The organism is Achromobacter sp. 46006, from assembly GCF_059761975.1.
Map to the genome: position 1 here is coordinate 36,596 of NZ_JCBANN010000014.1, position 15,059 is coordinate 51,654.

The 15,059-nt window shown below is 68.9% G+C and carries 15 protein-coding genes; 7 read left to right on the forward strand and 8 right to left on the reverse strand.

Annotated features, from left to right (window positions below):
- Positions 1-15: 15 nt before the first annotated feature.
- Positions 16-1,887, forward strand: a complete 1,872-nt coding sequence (locus tag AC6LKG_RS10000; protein ID WP_498164175.1) for a sigma-54-dependent Fis family transcriptional regulator — start codon at positions 16-18, stop codon at positions 1,885-1,887.
- 7 nt (positions 1,888-1,894) lie between these two features.
- Here AC6LKG_RS10000 and trpC read toward each other — a convergent pair whose 3' ends face one another.
- The 6 genes from trpC to rpe all read right to left on the reverse strand — a co-directional run bounded on the left by trpC (position 1,895) and on the right by rpe (position 7,582).
- Positions 1,895-2,683, reverse strand: coding sequence for an indole-3-glycerol phosphate synthase TrpC (trpC, locus tag AC6LKG_RS10005; protein WP_498164176.1), 789 nt, complete (start codon positions 2,681-2,683; stop codon positions 1,895-1,897).
- A complete protein-coding gene (trpD, locus tag AC6LKG_RS10010; protein WP_498164177.1) occupies positions 2,680-3,711 on the reverse strand; it encodes an anthranilate phosphoribosyltransferase in 1,032 nt (343 codons plus the stop codon). Before trpD ends, trpC begins: the two co-directional genes overlap by 4 nt.
- 12 nt (positions 3,712-3,723) lie before the next feature.
- Positions 3,724-4,290 carry an aminodeoxychorismate/anthranilate synthase component II gene (locus tag AC6LKG_RS10015; RefSeq protein WP_006392505.1) on the reverse strand — a complete coding sequence of 189 codons (567 nt, stop codon included), beginning with the start codon at positions 4,288-4,290 and terminating at the stop codon, positions 3,724-3,726.
- 59 nt (positions 4,291-4,349) lie between these two features.
- Positions 4,350-5,870: an anthranilate synthase component I gene (trpE, locus tag AC6LKG_RS10020; protein ID WP_498164178.1), complete on the reverse strand. Its 1,521-nt coding sequence runs from the start codon at positions 5,868-5,870 to the stop codon at positions 4,350-4,352.
- A 273-nt stretch (positions 5,871-6,143) separates the two neighbouring features.
- A complete protein-coding gene (locus AC6LKG_RS10025) occupies positions 6,144-6,851 on the reverse strand; it encodes a phosphoglycolate phosphatase (RefSeq protein WP_026385137.1) in 708 nt (235 codons plus the stop codon).
- An 11-nt stretch (positions 6,852-6,862) separates the two neighbouring features.
- A complete protein-coding gene (rpe, locus tag AC6LKG_RS10030; protein WP_198485903.1) occupies positions 6,863-7,582 on the reverse strand; it encodes a ribulose-phosphate 3-epimerase in 720 nt (239 codons plus the stop codon).
- Positions 7,583-7,627: 45 nt separating this feature from the next.
- Here rpe and apaG point away from each other — a divergent pair, with 45 nt between their 5' ends.
- From apaG to AC6LKG_RS10055, 5 genes are all read left to right on the forward strand, one after another.
- Entirely contained in the window at positions 7,628-8,002 is a 375-nt protein-coding gene (apaG, locus tag AC6LKG_RS10035; protein WP_054503625.1) for a Co2+/Mg2+ efflux facilitator ApaG/CorD, read from the forward strand.
- 39 nt (positions 8,003-8,041) lie between these two features.
- Positions 8,042-9,343 carry a murein transglycosylase A gene (gene mltA, locus AC6LKG_RS10040; RefSeq protein ID WP_498164179.1) on the forward strand — a complete coding sequence of 434 codons (1,302 nt, stop codon included), beginning with the start codon at positions 8,042-8,044 and terminating at the stop codon, positions 9,341-9,343.
- Positions 9,340-10,509 carry a UbiH/UbiF family hydroxylase gene (locus tag AC6LKG_RS10045; RefSeq protein ID WP_498164180.1) on the forward strand — a complete coding sequence of 390 codons (1,170 nt, stop codon included), beginning with the start codon at positions 9,340-9,342 and terminating at the stop codon, positions 10,507-10,509. The genes mltA and AC6LKG_RS10045 overlap by 4 nt, the downstream gene beginning before the upstream one ends.
- 145 nt (positions 10,510-10,654) lie before the next feature.
- Positions 10,655-11,455 carry a DsbC family protein gene (locus AC6LKG_RS10050; protein WP_498164181.1) on the forward strand — a complete coding sequence of 267 codons (801 nt, stop codon included), beginning with the start codon at positions 10,655-10,657 and terminating at the stop codon, positions 11,453-11,455.
- Between the two features lie 63 nt (positions 11,456-11,518).
- Positions 11,519-12,475, forward strand: coding sequence for a D-2-hydroxyacid dehydrogenase family protein (locus tag AC6LKG_RS10055; RefSeq protein WP_498164182.1), 957 nt, complete (start codon positions 11,519-11,521; stop codon positions 12,473-12,475).
- Between the two features lie 169 nt (positions 12,476-12,644).
- Here the strand turns inward: AC6LKG_RS10055 and ttcA are convergent, their stop codons facing one another.
- Both ttcA and folB read right to left on the reverse strand, forming a co-directional pair.
- Positions 12,645-13,652, reverse strand: coding sequence for a tRNA 2-thiocytidine(32) synthetase TtcA (gene ttcA, locus AC6LKG_RS10060; RefSeq protein ID WP_498164183.1), 1,008 nt, complete (start codon positions 13,650-13,652; stop codon positions 12,645-12,647).
- 2 nt (positions 13,653-13,654) lie between these two features.
- The gene (gene folB, locus AC6LKG_RS10065) at positions 13,655-14,014 is read right to left on the reverse strand and encodes a dihydroneopterin aldolase (protein ID WP_006392515.1); all 360 of its coding nucleotides are present in this window, start codon (positions 14,012-14,014) and stop codon (positions 13,655-13,657) included.
- Positions 14,015-14,136: 122 nt separating this feature from the next.
- Here folB and AC6LKG_RS10070 point away from each other — a divergent pair, with 122 nt between their 5' ends.
- On the forward strand, positions 14,137-15,039 hold the full coding sequence (locus AC6LKG_RS10070; protein ID WP_498164184.1) for an NAD(P)/FAD-dependent oxidoreductase: 903 nt from the start codon (positions 14,137-14,139) through the stop codon (positions 15,037-15,039).
- The last annotated feature ends 20 nt before the right edge of the window (positions 15,040-15,059 follow it).

Sequence of the window (15,059 nt, forward strand, 5' to 3'; positions counted from 1 at the left end):
TCCAAGGAGACATGCATGGCCACTCAATCCCGTTGGCAATCGCTGACGCACGCGCGCCAGCTGTTCAACCAGCAGGGCGTCGTGCCCGGCGGCCTGGTCGCCGAGCCGATCCTGCGTTCCTGGCGACGCTGCGCCGACCTGGGGATCGACATGCGCGGCGCCCGCCGCGCCGAACCCATGACCGCCATCGAATTGCGCGAGGCGCGCCAGCGCAACGAAGCCTTGCGGCGGATGTCGGAGCCGGCCATGGCGCAGTTGCGCCGCGACGGCGGCAGCGATGGGCTGGTGATCCTGTCCGATGCGCAGGGGCTGGTGCTGGACAGCGACGGTGATATCGATTTCGCGCAGCGCGCCTCGCGCGTGGCGCTGATGCCCGGCGCCCCGTGGGACGAAGCGGCGGCTGGCACCAATGCCATCGGCACCGCGCTGGCGGAAGGGCGGCCCATCGTCGTCGACGGCGCTGAACACTACTTCGAGCCGAACCGCATCCTGACCTGCGCGGCGGTGCCGATCACCGACAGCGAAGGCCGCATGCTGGGCGTGCTGGACTTGTCCAGTCCGGCGCGCGAGGTGCGCCCCGACGTGTTGGCGCGGGTGCGCGCGGCCGTCGACCTGATCGAACACCAGTTGTTCGACACGGCGCATGAACCGTGCGCGGTGCTGCGCCTGCATGCCGACCGCTCCGGCCTGGGCACGCCGGGCGAGGCGCTGCTGGCCTTCCAGGGCGACCTGCTGGTCGGGGCCAACCGCCGCGCCATGCAAGCCTTCGGCCTGGCGGCCACGGCGCTGGGCGTGTACCGCTATGCGGACTTGTTCGATGGCGACCTGGAGCACGCGCCCGACGCGGCCGGCCGCGTGCACACGCGTGGCGGCGCCATCTACCACGCGCGCTTGCGCCTGCCGCGGTCTCGCCCGCCGGTGGCGCCGCGCTTGCCGGCCCGGTCGGCGTTGCCCTTGCCGCTGGCGCGCGGCGATGCCGCCAGCTTCGATGCCGCCACCTTGGGCGCGCTGGCGCGCGCGGTGCATCTGTCGGACGCGGGCGTTTCGATCCTGCTGCAAGGCGAAACCGGCGCCGGCAAGGAAGTGTTCGCGCGGCAACTGCATGCGCGCAGCCGCCGCGCCGGCGGCCCGTTCGTGGCGGTCAATTGCGCGGCGCTGCCCGAGACCCTGATCGAATCGGAATTGTTCGGCTACGAGGATGGCGCTTTTACCGGCGCGCGCCGCCAGGGCAGCAAGGGCCTGCTGCGGCAGGCGCACGGCGGCATGCTGTTCCTGGACGAGATCGGCGACATGCCGCTGGCATTGCAATCGCGCCTGCTACGGGTGCTGCAGTCGCGCGAAGTGTCGCCCCTGGGCGCGGCACGGCCGGTGCCGGTGGATTTCACGCTGGTGTGCGCCACTCATCGTCCGTTGGCGCACGAGGGGGACGGCGCTCCAGTGCGCGCCGACCTGTATTTCCGTGTCGCCGAATACACCGTGACACTGGCGCCGCTGCGCGAGCGCGCCGACCTGCGCGAACTGTTGCGCGCGCAGTGGGCCGCGCAGGGCGCGGGGCCGGTGTTGCCGGCCGAGATCGAGGAAATCCTGGTGCGCTACGCCTGGCCCGGCAACTACCGCCAATTGGCGGCAGTGCTGCGCACCCTGCACGTGCTGGCGGGCGCGTCGGGCGTGGTCGGACGCGATATGCTGCCGGCCGACATCGGCGGCGCGGCGGCGGCGCCGTCCCCACCCCCCGCGGCCAGCCTGCAGGCGCTGGCCGACGATGCGATCCGGGCTTCGTTGGCCGCGCACGCGGGCAATGTCAGCGCCGCGGCGCGCGCACTGGGCGTGCATCGCAGTACGTTGTACCGGCGCGCCGCAGCATTGGGGTTGGCGCGCCCGCGCTGATCCCGCTTCAGCCGACCAGCCGGGCCAGTTCGGCGCCGGGGTCGGGGGCGCGCATGAAGGCCTCGCCCACCAGGAAGGCATCGACCTTGTGCTCGCGCATGCGGCGCACGTCCTCGGGCGCCAGGATGCCGCTCTCGGTCACCACGCGCTTGCCGGCGGGAATGCGCGGCAGCAGATCCAGCGTGTTCTGCAGGCTGGTCTCGAAGGTGCGCAGATTGCGGTTGTTGATGCCCAGCAGCGGCGTCTTGAGCGTCAGCGCGATATCCAGTTCCTGGGCATCGTGCACTTCCACCAGCACGTCCATGCCCAGTTCCATCGCCAGCGTCTCCATTTCGCGCAGTTGCGCCGGGGCCAGCGCGGCCACGATCAGCAGCACGCAGTCGGCGCCCATCGCGCGCGCCGAGATGATCTGGTACGGGTCGATCACGAAGTCCTTGCGCAGCACCGGCAGCGCGCACGCGGCGCGCGCCTGGCGCAGGTGGTCGTGCGAACCCTGGAAGAACTGCACGTCGGTCAGCACTGACAGGCAGGCCGCGCCATGCACGGCATACGAGGACGCGATTTCAGCGGGCTGAAAGGTCTCGCGCAGCACGCCCTTGGACGGCGAGGCCTTCTTGATTTCGGCGATGACGCCGGCCTTGCCCTGCGAGATCTTGTCTTCGATGGCCTGGGCGAAACCGCGCACGTCCTGGCGCGCCTGCGCTTCGCGCAGGACTTCGGCTTCGCTGCGCATCTGGCGTGCGGCGGCGACTTCCTCGGCCTTGACGGCGAGGATTTTCGCGAGAATATCGTTCATTTCTGGAATTTCCGGGTATATGCGCAGAAATCTTCCAGCTTGGCTCGCGCCGCGCCGGTGGAAATCAGTTCAAATGCTAGCGCTAACGCTGCGGGAATGGAATCGGCTTTGTTGCCGGCGTAGATGGCGAGACCCGCATTCAGCGCGACGATGTCGCGGGCGGTGCCCTCGACATTGTCCAGCGCCTCTATGACAAGCTCGCGCGATTGTTCGCGATTGGACACCTTGATGCCGCGGTTGGACATCATGGATAGCCCGTAGTCCTCGGGGTGGATCTCGTACTCGCTGACCTTGCCGTCCTTGAGTTCGCCTACCAGGGTGGCGCCGCCCAGGGACGCTTCGTCCATGCCGTCCTTGCCATGCACCACCAGCACGTGGCGCGAGCCCAGGCGTTCCAGCACGCGCACCTGGATGCCCACCAGGTCGGGGTGGAACACGCCCATCAACTGGTTGGCGGCGCCGGCCGGGTTGGTCAGCGGGCCGAGGATGTTGAAGATGGTGCGCACGGCCAGCTCCTTGCGGACCGCGGCCACGTTCTTCATGGCGCCGTGATGCGCCGGCGCGAACATGAAGCCGATGCCGGTGGCCTGGATGCACTCGGCCACCTGCTCGGGCGTCAGCACCAGGTTGGCGCCCAGCGCTTCCAGCACGTCGGCGCTGCCGCTCGACGAGGACGCGCTGCGGTTGCCGTGCTTGGCAATCGGCACGCCGGCCGCCGCCGCCACGAACATGGCGGTGGTGGAAATGTTGAAGGTATGGCTGCCGTCGCCGCCGGTGCCGCACATGTCGAGCAGGTCTTCGGGGTTGGGCGTGACCACCGGCGTGGCGAATTCGCGCATGACCTGCGCGGCCGCGGTGATTTCACCCACCGTTTCCTTTTTCACGCGCAGGCCCATCAGCAGGGCGCTTGCGATCTGCGGCGACATCTCGCCGCGCATCAGCATGCGCATCAGATGCAGCATTTCGTCGTGGAAAATTTCGCGGTGTTCGATACAGCGCGTCAGCGCTTCGGAGGGGGAGATCGTCACGGTGCGTCCTTCTTAGGCGAGGTTCAGGAAATTGCGCAGCAGGGCGTGGCCGTGTTCGCTGAGCACGGATTCGGGGTGGAACTGTACTCCGTACAGGGGCAGCGTCTTGTGGCGCACCCCCATGATGTCGCCGTCCGGCGCCGTGGCGGTCACGGCCAGGCATTCGGGCAGCGTCGCCGGGTCGATGGTCAGCGAGTTGTAGCGGATGACAGTGTACGGCGTCGGCAGGCCGGTGAAGATGTCCGTCCCGGTATGCGAGATGCGCACGGTCTTGCCGTGCATGATCTGCTGGGCGCGGACGATGTTGCCGCCGTAGGCGGCGCCGATGGCCTGGTGGCCCAGGCACACGCCCAGGATCGGCTTCTTGCCGGCGAAGGCCTGGATGACGGGCACCGAGATGCCGGCCTCGGCCGGCGAGCACGGGCCGGGCGACACGCAGATGCGGTCGGGGTTGAGCGCGGCGATCTCTTCCAGGGTGATCTGGTCGTTGCGCGCCACGCGCACGTCCTCGCCCAGTTCACCGAAGTACTGGACCAGGTTGTAGGTAAACGAGTCGTAGTTGTCGATCATCAACAGCATTTTTTTCTCCAGGCGGGCCGATTCGCGGCCCAGGGCGGTCATGGGGGGCGGCGGGCGTCTCAGATGGGCTCGTCCAGGCCGTGCTGGACCTGCTCGGCGGCGCGCAGCACGGCGCGGGCCTTGGCCTCGGTCTCGGCCCATTCGGCTTCGGGGGTGGAGTCGGCCACGATGCCGGCGGCGGCCTGCACGTACAGCGTGCCGTCCTTGATGACGCCGGTGCGGATGGCGATGGCCACGTCCATTTCGCCGCCGTAGCTGAGGTAGCCTGCCGCGCCGCCGTAGATGCCGCGGCGCACGGGCTCGAGCTCGTCGATGATCTTCATGGCCTCGACCTTGGGCGCGCCGGTCAGCGTGCCGGCCGGGAACGAGGCGCGCAGCACGTCCATGCTGCTCATGCCGGGATTCAGGTTGCCGGTGACGTTGGACACCAGGTGCATCACGTGCGAATAGCGCTCGATCACCATGGTGTCGCTGACCTTGACCGAACCGACCTCGGCGACGCGGCCGACGTCGTTGCGGGCCAGGTCGATCAGCATCACGTGCTCGGCCACTTCCTTGGGGTCGGCCTTGAGCTCGGCGGCCAGGGCGGCGTCCTCCTCGGGCGTGGCGCCGCGCTTGCGGGTGCCGGCCAGCGGGCGGATGGTGACCTGCGACTTGGGCGCGCCGTCCACCACTACGCGCTCCTGGCGCACCAGGATCTCGGGCGAGGCGCCCACCACCTGGAAGTCGCCGAAGTTCCAGAAGTACATGTAGGGGGAGGGATTGAGCGACCGCAGGGCGCGGTACAGCGAGAGGGGGGAGTCGCGGAACGGCTTGGCGATGACCTGGCCGATCTGCACCTGCATCAGGTCGCCGGCGGCGATGTGTTCCTTGGCGCGGTGCACGGCCGCCAGGTAGTCTTCCTTCTTGAAGTCGCGCCGTTCCTCGGTTTGCATGCTGGCGTGGCTGTAGGGAATTTCCACCGGGCGTCGCAGGCGCGCGCGCAGGTCGTGCAGGCGCTGCTGGGCGCGGCTGTAGCTCTCGGGCTGGCCCGGGTCGGCGTAGACCATCAGGTAGATGCGGCCGGCCAGGTTGTCGACGATGACCAGCTCGTCCACGTGCATCAGCATCAGGTCGGGCGTGCCGCCTTCCATGCCGGCCGGGAACGGCTTCACGGCGGGGCCCAGGCACGGTTCGATGTGGCGCACGGTGTCGTAGCCGAAGTAGCCGGCCAGGCCGCCGCAGAAGCGCGGCATGCCGGGGCGCAGGGCCACCTTGAAGCGGGCCTGGTACTGCTCGATGAAGGCCAGCGGGTCGCCGTCCTGGGTTTCCACGACCTTGCCGTCGTGCAGCACTTCGGTGCGGGTGCCGCTGGCGCGGATCACCGTGCGGGCCGGCAGGCCGATGAACGAGTAGCGGCCGAAGCGTTCGCCGCCCACCACCGATTCCATCAGGCAGGTCATGCGGCCGCCCTGCGGGCCGGCATGGGCCAGCTTCAGGTAGATGCCCAGCGGGGTGTCCAGGTCGGCGTAGGTCTCGGCCACCAGCGGGATGCGGTTGTAGCCTTGGGCGGCGAGGGCTTTGAATTCGATTTCGGTCATGTCGGTCTCGGGGCGATGGGTATCTGCTGGGGACCGGGCACACAACAAAAAGCCCGGTCCAGGTTACTGGTTCCGGGCTTGGCTCTGTGTTCTACACAGTATCGGCGCTGGGAGGCGGGGACGCGTCCAGGGCCGGGAAGGGAATCATCGCCACCCGGAAGACAAACGCCACCAGCGCCACGAGGCGCCGAGCATTTGGTTCTGGATGGAAACGTTCATCAGGTGATAGCGGTTCGATGTTCAAGTGGGCCGTCAAGGGCGCGGACCCCGGTTTCAGGCCTGGGCTTTCGCGGCGTTCTGGTTTTGATTCCAGAGCTCCACCCACTGGGCGGCGTTGACGAGCGTGTCCACTATACCATCGACATCGAGCTCGCGCACGTCGCGGCCTTCGTTGTAACCATACGGCACCACCAGCACCTGGGTGCCGGCGCTGCGGCCGGCCTGGGCGTCGTTGATGGAATCGCCGATGGTGACGGCCTCGGCCACCGTCACGCCCAGCAGTTCGCAGGCGTGCAGCACCTGGTCCGGGTCGGGCTTGCGGCGGGCGCAGGTGTCGCCGCACACCACCGCGTCGAAGAACCCGGCCAGGCCGGTGCGTTGCAGCAGCGGCAGGGTGAATTCGGTGGGCTTGTTGGTGACCACGGCCAGCTTCAGGCCCTGGTCGCGCATGTGCTTGAGCCCTTCCATGACGCCCGGGTAGACCTGGGCGCGTTCGCCGTTGACCAGGTGATAGTGGCGGTAGAAGGCCTCGCGCGCCCGGGCGAAGTCCTCGGGCGAGGGATCGGCGGCGTCCAGGCTGCCGGCCAGGCTGCGACGCACCAGGTTGTCCACCCCCTTGCCGACGAAGGTGGCCACGACATCCTCGCGCAGCGCGATCATGCCGAGTTCCACGCGCATGGCGTTGGCGGCGAAGGCCAGGTCGGGGATGGAGTCGAGCAGGGTGCCGTCCAGGTCAAGCAGCGCGGCGCGAAAGGGAGTCATGGCGGGTTTCCTCAGACGGCAGTGGTTTCGCCGATGGCGATCTGTTCGCGCATGGACTTGATGATGCCGGGGTAGTCGGGCTTGCCGAAGATGGCCGAGCCGGCCACGAAGGTGTCGGCGCCGGCGCGGCGGATCTCGGCGATGTTGTCGATCTTCACGCCGCCGTCCACCTGCAGCACGATCTCCTGGCCGCCGGCCTGGGTCCAGGCGTCGATGCGGGCGCGGGCCTCGCGCAGCTTGGTCAGCGCGCCGGGGATGAAGCTCTGGCCGCCGAAGCCGGGGTTGACCGACATGATCAGCACCAGGTCGACCTTGTCCATGACGTGGTCCAGGTACGACAGGGGCGTGGCGGGGTTGAACACCAGTCCGGCCTTACAGCCGTTCTCGCGGATCAGCGACAGGGTGCGGTCGACGTGGCGGCTGGCTTCCGGGTGGAAGCTGATGTAGTTGGCGCCGGCCTTGGCGAACATCGGCACCAGGGCGTCCACCGGCTCCACCATGAGGTGCACGTCGATCGGCACGGACACATGGGGACGGATCGCCGCGCAGACCATCGGGCCGATGGTCAGGTTGGGCACGTAGTGGTTGTCCATCACATCGAAGTGGATCCAGTCGGCGCCGGCGGCGACCACGTCGCGGACTTCCTCGCCCAGGCGGGCGAAGTCGGCGGACAGGATGCTGGGGGTGATGCGGGTGGTGGTAGACATGGTGTTCGGGGTGGGTGAGGGCATAATGTGCCATTATTGCAGCTTGCTCGTGCCACACAGGAAAGGACTGTGAAACCCTACGACCTGAGCGTCTCTGTCACCCCACGCTTCGTGCCTGAACAGTCCGATCCCGGCGAGCAGCAGTTCGTGTTCGCCTATACCGTGCGCATCACCAATACCGGCGAGCATCCGGCCCAGGTGATCAGCCGCCACTGGATTATCACCGATGGCAACCAGCGCGTGCAGGAAGTGCGCGGGTTGGGCGTGGTGGGCCAGCAGCCGCTGCTGGCGCCGGGCGAGACCTTCGAATACACCAGCGGCTGCCCGCTGCCCACGCCGGTCGGCACGATGCGCGGCACCTACCATTGCGTCGGCGAGAACGGCATTCCGTTCGAAGTGCCAATTTCCGAATTCGTCCTGGCCATGCCGCGCACCCTGCACTGACCGGGCGCGGCCATACGTTGTACGGTTTTCCATCTGCTCATGAAGCGCATTCTTAGCCTGTCCGTGCTGTCGGTCCTGCTGGCTGCATGTACCACCACCTCAGAGATCCCGCCCGAATCCGGCGGGCCCGGCGCGTCCGCCACCCGCCCCGGGGCCGTCGACGGCCCGCTGGTGGTGCCGGCGCTGTCCGCCCTGCCCGATACGCCACCGCGTGCCCTGGCCGGCAAGTACAAGCCCGGCACCTGGGCCGAGATGCCCGGCTGGAGCCACGACGACCTGAGCCAGTTCTGGCCCCTGTTCCTGCGCAACTGCAAAGGCCTGATGCGTCCGACCAGCGGCAACCTGGCCGCGCCGGCACGCGCCACGCCGCGCGCCTGGCAACCGGTCTGTGCCGCCGCGGCCGACCCGGCCCGGGCGCCGGCCGCCAACGATCCCGAGGGCGTACGCCGCTTCCTGCAGACCTACCTGCAACCGTGGCGCCTGAACGGCGCCGACGGCAAACCGGCCACCAATACCGTCACGGGCTATTACGAACCCCTGGTGCGCGGCTCGCGCCGCCAGGGCGGCAACTACCAATGGCCGCTGTACGCGGTGCCGGCCGACCTGCTGACCATCGACCTGGGCTCGGTCTACCCGGACCTGGCCGGCAAGCGCGTGCGCGGCAAGCTCGAAGGCAAGCGCGTGGTGCCCTACGACACCCGCGCCGCCATCGAGGCTTCGAGCCGTCGCCCGCCGGTGGTGGTGTGGGTGGACGATCCAGTCGACAACTTCTTCCTGCAGGTGCAGGGCTCGGGTCGCGTGCTGCTGACCGACGGCCCCGACAGCGGCAAGACTATCCGCGTGGCCTACGCCGACCACAATGGCCAGCCCTACGTGTCTATCGGCCGCTGGCTGGCGGACCGCGGCGAGCTGGCGGCCGACCAGGCCTCGATGCAAAACATCCGCGCGTGGGCGCAGCGCAATCCCAAGCGCGTGCCCGAGATGCTCAACGCCAACCCGGCGGTGGTGTTCTTCCGCGAAGAGCCGGTGATCGATCCCGAACTCGGCCCCAAGGGCGCCTATGGCGTCAACCTGGCGCCGAAACGCGCGATCGCGGTGGACGCCGGCTTCGTGCCGCTGGGCACGCCGGTGTTTCTGGCCACCACCTTCCCTGCCTCCGACCGACCGTTGCAGCGCCTGGTGTTCGCGCAGGACACCGGCACCGCCATCCGCGGCGCGGCGCGCGCCGACTTCTACTGGGGCTACGGCGACGAGGCCGGCCAGCAGGCCGGGCGCATGAAGCAGCGCGGCCAGATGTGGCTGCTGTGGCCGAAACAGGCCGGGGAGCCGAGCGCAAGATGACACACCAGATCGTGGTTTGCGGGGCCGGCATCGTCGGCCTGTCCTCGGCCCTGGCGCTGGCCCGCCGCGGCCAGCGCGTGGCCCTGCTGGCGCCGCGCGTGAGTGTGCCACCCGCCGATCCCAACCATTACCATGCGCGCGTCTACGCCATTTCGCCCGCCAGCCAGCGGTTCCTGGCCGAGCTGGGCGTGTGGGACGCGCTGCCGTCGGCCCGCCTGACGCCGGTGCAGGCCATGGAGATCCATGGCGATGCCGACGGCCTGGTGCATCTGAACGCCTGGCAGGCGGCCCTGCCGCAACTGGCCTGGATCGTCGAGTCCGGCGAGATCGAGCGGGTGCTGATCCAGGCGGTGCGCATGTTCGGCATCCCGTGGCTGGAAGACCGCTGCACCGGCTACCAGGCCGGCACGGTGGAAACCGAGAGCGGCGCCCGCCTCCAGGCAGAGCTTTTCGTCGGCGCCGATGGCGCGGCCTCGCCGCTGCGCACCGCCGCCGGCCTCAAGCATGAGGCCGTTTCCTACAACGACACGGGACTGGTGGTGAACCTGGACGCCGAGCGCGCGCACCAGGGCACCGCCTTTCAGTGGTTCCGCGACGATGGCGTGCTGGCGCTGCTGCCGCTGCCGGACACGGCCGACGGCCCGCAGGTGTCGATGGTCTGGTCGATGCGCGACGCGCAGGCGCGGGAATTGCTGGCCTTGCCAGCCGAGGAACAGGCCGCGCGGCTCGAGTCGATGCTGGAACACGCGGCGCAGGGCCGTCTGGGCCGCCTGAAGGTGCGCAGCAAGCTGCACGGGTTCCCGCTGACGCTGGAGCGCGCGCAGATGGTGGCGCCCGGCATCGCGCTGGCCGGCGACGCGGCGCATCGCCTGCACCCGCTGGCCGGGCAGGGCCTGAACCTGGGCCTGGGCGATGTCGAGGCGCTGGCGCGCACCGTGGCCGGACGCGAACCCTACCGTCAGGCCGGCGACCTGCGCGTGCTGCACCGTTACCAGCGCGCCCGCGCCGAGCCGGTGCTGGCCTTGCGGCTGGCCACCGACGGGTTGCACAAGCTGTTCGGTTCGCGCGCCACACCGCTGGTGTGGTTGCGCAACGCCGGCATGCAGTGGGTCGAACGCGCGCCGCTGGTCAAGCGGCGCCTGATCGCCGGGGCGTCGACCAACTGAGACCATGACGCCGGCATTGAACCCGGCGGCGGTTGGCAGGTCTGATTCCGGCCAGCCCGGGCGGGTCTTTGCCCGGCGCCGCGCAGGCATCGGTTACGCTGTCGGCCAACGACCGCGATGGGTCACGATCTACACAGGAGTCCGCATGAATTTCCGTCTTCCCGCCACACTGGCCGCCTGCTTCGTGGCCGCGGGGCTGGGTCTGTCCGGCGTCGTGGCGCATGCCGCGGGCGACAAGTCCGTCTCCACCACCTCGGTGGGCCAGGCGGACAAGGACAGCAAGCGCTATTCCACCACCCAGGTGGCGCCGGCGGACCCGGTGGCGGACGCGGTCAAGGAGCGTTTCCGGCAGCGCTTCACCGGCATGGACGTGACCGCCGTGCGGCGCACGCCCTATGGGCTGTTCGAGGTCCAGGTCGGCATGGACCTGATCTACACCGATGAAAAAGTGACCTGGGTCATGGAAGGGCCGTTGATCGATGCCATGACGCGCCGCGACGTCACCCGCGAGGCGCAGGAAAAGCTCGGTTCCATCCCGTTCGACCAGTTGCCTCTGGACCTGGCCATCAAGCAGGTCAAGGGCGACGGTTCGCGCAAGGTTGCCATTTTCGAAGACCCCAACTGCGGCTACTGCAAGCAACTGCGCAAGACGCTCGAAGACGTGGACAACCTCACCGTCTATACCTTCCTGTATCCGATCCTGTCGCCGGACTCGAACACCAAGGTGCGCGACGTCTGGTGCGCGCCGGACCCGGGCAAGGCCTGGGACGACTGGATGCTGCGCGGCCGGAAGCCGGCCAGCGCCAACTGCAGCGTGCCCGAGGACAAACTGCTGGCGCTGGGCAAGCAACTGATGGTGCGCGGCACCCCCACCTTGTTCTTCGCCGACGGCACGCGCATCAGCGGCGCGCTGCCGCTGGACCAGCTCAAGGCACGACTGAACTGACCGGCGCGGGTCGCGTCGGCCGTGTGGCTGGCGCGGCAAGCGCCACGCCACCCGGAGACAGACTTGAAAATCGCAATACTCGACGATTACCACGACGTAGCCAAACGCTACGCGGACTGGGGTTCCCTGGGCGGCGACGCCGAAGTGCGGATCTTCAACAACTTCATCCCCGACGACCAGGTCGAGGCCACGCTCGAACCCTTCGACGTGATCGTGGCCATGCGCGAGCGCACGCCGTTTCCCGCCGACCGCATCCGCGCGCTGCCCAACCTGCGCCTGCTGGTCACCACCGGCATGCGCAACAACGCCATCGACATGCCGGCCTGCGCCGCGCAGGGCATCGTGGTCAGCGGAGCGCCCGGCAGCGCCGACGCCAACACCGCCACCGCTGAACTGGCCTGGGCCCACATCCTGGGGCTGTTCAAGCACCTGCCGGCCGAGGACGCCGCCATGCGCCGTGGCATGTGGCAGACCGGCATGCCCGAGCCGCTGGCCGGCAAGCGGCTGGGCGTTCTGGGGCTGGGCAAGCTGGGCGCGGCGGTGGCCAAGGTGGGCCTGGCGTTCGGCATGGACGTGGTGGCCTGGAGCCCCAACCTGACCGACGCGCGCGCCGCCGAGGCGGGCGTCGAGCGGGTCGACAAGCACGAGCTGTTCGCCACCTCCGACGTGGTCAGCCTGCACCTGATCCTGTCCGATCGCAGCCGCCACATCGTCGACGCCGCGGCGCTGGCCGCGATGAAGCCGACCGCCTACCTGGTGAACACCTCGCGCGCCGGGCTGGTGGACCAGGAAGCCCTGATGGACGCGCTGGTGAAATTCCGCATCGCCGGCGCCGGCCTGGACGTGTATCCGGAAGAGCCGTTGTCGCCCACCGACAGCGTGCGCGACCTGGACAACGTCATCCTGACCCCGCACCTGGGCTACGTCAGCCGCGAGAACTTCGAGGCCTTCTACCGCAATGCGCTGGAGGCCGTGAAGGCCTGGCGCGCCGGCCAGCCGGTGCGGGTGTTGAACGGCTGAGTCGCCAGGGGAAAGGCGACCCCCACGCCGCGCCTTCGGCTTGCTGCCCCCCGAGGGGGCGTTTTTCATCTTGAGGCGGCTCGGCGATGAAAAGGCCCCGGCGCTTCGTCCCTCGCGGGTCGGAAGATCGGGGCCTTTTGCTGTCCGCGCCGGGCGCGGATGGGGGTGTTCAATTGCGGGTGAACACCACTTTCTTTTCGACGATGCCGGCCGCGTCGGACGCGGCGGGCGTATCGCCACAGGCTTCGTCCGCATCATCCGTCGGATCGACCGCGTCGAAGGCGGTGTCGCCGTTGGCGTCCGGCACGCCGGTCGGCTTGAGGCCGACGAAGTCGAACAGGTCGCGGTCCATCAGGTGCGACGGCACCACGCGCGACAGGGCGTTGAAGACGTTCCACGAACGGCCCGGGTGCTGCTTGTCCCATTCCTTGATCATGCGGCCGACTTCCTTGCGCTTCAGGTTTTCCTGGGAGCCGCACAGGTTGCAGGGAATGATCGGGAACTGCTTGAGTTCGGCGTAGGCAATCAGGTCGGTTTCCGGCACGTAGGCGAGCGGGCGGATGACGGTGTGGCGGCCGTCGTCGGACACCAGCTTGGGCGGCATGCCCTTGGCCTTGCCGCCGTAGAACAGGTTAAGGAAGAACGTGCCCAGGATGTCGTCGCGGTGGTGGCCCAGCGCGATCTTGGTGGCGCCCAGTTCCGAGGCCACGCGGTACAGGATGCCGCGGCGCAGGCGCGAACAGAGCGAGCACATCGTCTTGCCCTCTTCGAGCACGCGCGTGACGATGGAATAGGTGTCCTGCGTCTCGATGTGGAACGGCACGCCCAGTTCGGTCAGGTAGCGCGGCAGGATGTCGGCCGGAAAGCCGGGCTGCTTCTGGTCCAGGTTGACCGCGATCAGTTCGAACCGGAACGGCGCGCGCTTTTGCAGCTGGAGCAGGATGTCCAGCATGGCGTAGGAGTCCTTGCCGCCCGACAGGCACACCATCACGCGGTCGCCCGCCTCGATCATGTTGTAGTCGGACAGGGCACGCGTGGTCTCGCGCGCCAGGCGCTTGGTGAGCTTGTTGCCTTCGTGGCGCGCCTTCTTGTCGTCGGGGCGGGAGGCCGGGGCGGCGCCGGCCGCATCGGTGTTGTCCGCCACGGCGCGGATGTCGGGAGAGGCGATATTGTTCATGGTCAACGCGAGATCTGGATTTCCACGCCCACCGCCGCACAGTCGGAAAAGGCCATGGGCTTGCTGATGCGCAGGCGCAGCGAGCGGATTTCATGGAAGTCGGCCAACAGGCGCGCGGCGACCTGTTCCACCAGGGTTTCGATCAGGTTCACGTGCGCCTGGGTGCACTCCTCGACGATGGCCTCGCGCAGGCGGCGATAGTCCAGCACGCTGTGGATATCGTGGTCGTCGACCGAGCGCTGGATGTCGACGTCGAACTCGGCGTCGACGTGCAGCGGCTGGGTGGCGCGGCGTTCATGTTCGAGGATGCCGATGCGGGCGTCGAGCGCGAGCCCGGATAGGATGATGCGGCGAGTGGGCATGATGAAAACCTGGGTGGAATCCCGGAATTGTAAGGCGGCGGCGGACCGGGCCGGCGCGCTGGCTACAATTCGGCCATGGCCGGACGCCCGCGTGGGGGCGGCGACGGCAAACAAGGGATGAAATGCAACAGATGCACGATGCGGTCATTGTAGGCGGCGGCCCGGCCGGCGCCTCCTGCGCCCTCTGGCTGGCGCGGCTCGGCCTGGCGCCGTTGCTGGTCGAGGCCAGCGGCCGCCTGGGCGGGCTGGCCGTGGACAACCCCTTCGCCGACGACTGGATCGCGGTGCTGCCCGGCATGACCGGCCAGCAGGTGGCCGCCAATATCGATACCAGCGTGCGCGCCGCCGGCGTGCCGTTGCGCCTGGACACCCGGGTGACGGCGGTGCGGCCCTGCAAGGGCGGCATCGAGGCGACCCTTTCCGACGCCAATGGGGACGCATCACTGGCGCGCGGCCGCACCCTGGTGATCGCCTCGGGCGTGCGCGCCAAGGGCTTTCCGGAACATCCGCCGGGTTCTCAGTGGCCGGGGGTGCTGATCGGGCCGGGTTCGCCGATCGTGGCGCAGGACTACTCCGGCCTGTCGGTGGCGGTGCTGGGGGGCGGCGACAACGCCTTCGAGAACTACGTCTATGTGCGCAACCGCGGCGCCCGCGCCGTGCACCTGTACGCCCGCAGCGTGCGGGCCCAGCAGCAATGGGTGCTGCGCGCCGGCAAGGAAGGCGTGCGCATCGGCCCGTACCAGGTCGATCCGGCCACCCGCAGCGTCGACGGCCAGCGCTATGACCTGATCCTGGTGTTCTACGGCTGGGAGCCGCAGGCCGCGTTCGCCGACAGCCTGCAACTGGCGCGCGACGCGCGCGGCTACATCCGCACCGATTTCGCCACCGCCGAGACCAGCGTGCCGGACATCTACGCCATCGGCGAAGTGGCCCACCGCATGCATCCCTGCGTGGTCACGTCGATGGCCGACGGCGTGGTGGCCGCCAAGGCGATCCAAAGGCGCTGGGAGCGTGCGGGGGAATAACGCCGGGCGCGTTGGCGGGC